Below are 1,992 nucleotides of genomic sequence, written 5' to 3'. Positions count from 1 at the left end.
GCGCAACGGCGTTCACCAGGCCATGCTCGGCATCGCCCGGCTCTACAACCTGGCCCTCACCAGATAACTCACACCCCATACGGGACAACCTCTAGGTCGTCGAGAGGCAGCAGGTGCGGCCGTGGCAGGGCAGGAACAAGCCCCGCCGGCAGGACCGCCGCTGGGCGGCCGGAGGCGCAGAGAGAGCTGCCGTCACCACAGCGGTTTCCGGCCCTCTATATGTGAGGTAGAAGCGAAGTTCCTTCCCTTCACGAATCATGGTAACTATGAGAAGAGTTCCTCGGTTCCCTTGCCGTAACGCCATGCATGACCGCAGGGTGGCCGGCATCACAAATTTCTACATAGACCCTCAGCCAGTGGAAGTCCAGGAGTGCCTTAGGCGTGAACGCCTTGAGGTGCCAGCATCTTCTGTTTAAGTTACTTCCGGAGATTTCATGGGGTATGTCGAGCCGACTCTAATGCGGGCTATTTAGCCTGCGGGGTCAGCCGTTGCCGACAGTAAAAAATTAATCCCGAGAGGGAAGTGGATGCACTTTAGTGAAATCACATTCATTGACTGGATACTGACCGTATCGCTGATTCTCAGCGGAGTCTTCCTTGCCTATGTCGTACTGCTAATTACCCAATTCCTGCGCCACCATCTAGAATTACCCGGAGAAGCGAACCAATTCGAGTGGCACTTCTTCATTCCCTGTCGCGACGAAGCGGCCGTGATCGCCACTACGCTAGAATATATGGTTTCAGGATTCCCAAATGCGCATTTGTGGGTAGTGGATGATGGGTCAGAAGATGCTACGCCTGACATCGTTGAGGAAGTAGCCGAAGGGGATCATCGAGTGCATTTAATTCGCAGAATATTACCGTACGCACGAGTCGGGAAAGGGGAGGCTTTGAATGAAGCTTACCGTGCGTTGAATGCCTACTTGCCCAGATCGGTAGATCGCACTCGCGTCATTGTAGCTATCTTTGACGCAGATGCCCGACCGGCTCTCAATTGCCTGGACGTTTGCGCGGGGAGGCAACTATTTGGCAATGAAGAGGTGGGGGCGGCGCAAGTCGAGGTAAGGATGGTAAATCGTGATAGCTTGCCGCCTGGTGCGTATAATCGACATCCATCGAGACTCCTCGCCCAATCGCTAGTCCGTGCGCAGGACATCGAATTTCGGGCTTCCATTTCTGCAATCCAGAGAGTCAGGAAAATCACCGATACGGTATGCATGGGTGGCAACGGGCAATTTTCTCGACTGACTGCACTCGATACAGTAGATGATAGTAGAGGGATAGGGCCCTGGAAAGGCTCTTTGCTCGAAGATTTCGAACTCGGCCTTCATCAGTTACTCGCAGGGTTCCGCTGCCGGTACACTAATAAAACATGGGTTGAGCAAGAGGGGTTATGGAGTTTGCGCCGGCTTCTCGCTCAGCGCACGAGATGGGCCCAAGGAACCATACAGTGCATGCGCTATCTGCCGCATATTTGGAAATCTCCTCGCTTAACAGGGCGCGGAGTGGTGGAGCTAACTTACTTCCTGATGCAGCCTTGGCTGCAACTGCTAGGTACCATTCTCTATCCGTTGCCTGTATTCCTGTTCATCCAAGGCGCATTGTCCGGACACGATCACTCCGTCTTAACTCTGAGCGGAATCCTGCTGATTGCCTCCTATTTGTCTATTGGGTTTATTCAGTTCGCGGTATGGGGGGTTCTGTATCGCATAAGGTGTGAGCCTCAAATCAGTCTGCTACGCAGCATTCATTGGGGCTTGACTTATGCCTGCTTTGTGTACACTTTCTATATCTGCACTTGGCGCGCCGTCACTCGTTTGCTATTAGGGAGAAACGGGTGGTCGAAGACCAGGAGAAATTCAGAAATTTTCTTAACGGGGCCTGTTGCCAAGGATACTTAGACCGTGTCCTATGTGGTGAGGCGGACGAGTCGCTTGTAGCAGCAGATCGCTGCTGCGAGGCCGAGAAAAGCCAGGTAGTTGCGGGGGTCGC

At 53.6% G+C, this 1,992-nt stretch carries 1 protein-coding gene; it reads left to right on the top strand.

Annotated elements, in window-relative coordinates:
• Window positions 1–527 precede the first annotated feature (527 nt).
• Window positions 528–1,901 carry a glycosyltransferase family 2 protein gene (locus ACZ53N_RS37205; protein ID WP_469145114.1) on the top strand — a complete coding sequence of 458 codons (1,374 nt, stop codon included), beginning with the start codon at window positions 528–530 and terminating at the stop codon, window positions 1,899–1,901.
• Window positions 1,902–1,992 lie beyond the last annotated feature (91 nt).

Source organism: Streptomyces sp. NPDC033229, assembly GCF_055576875.1.
This window is presented reverse-complemented; position numbering and strand designations above follow the sequence as displayed.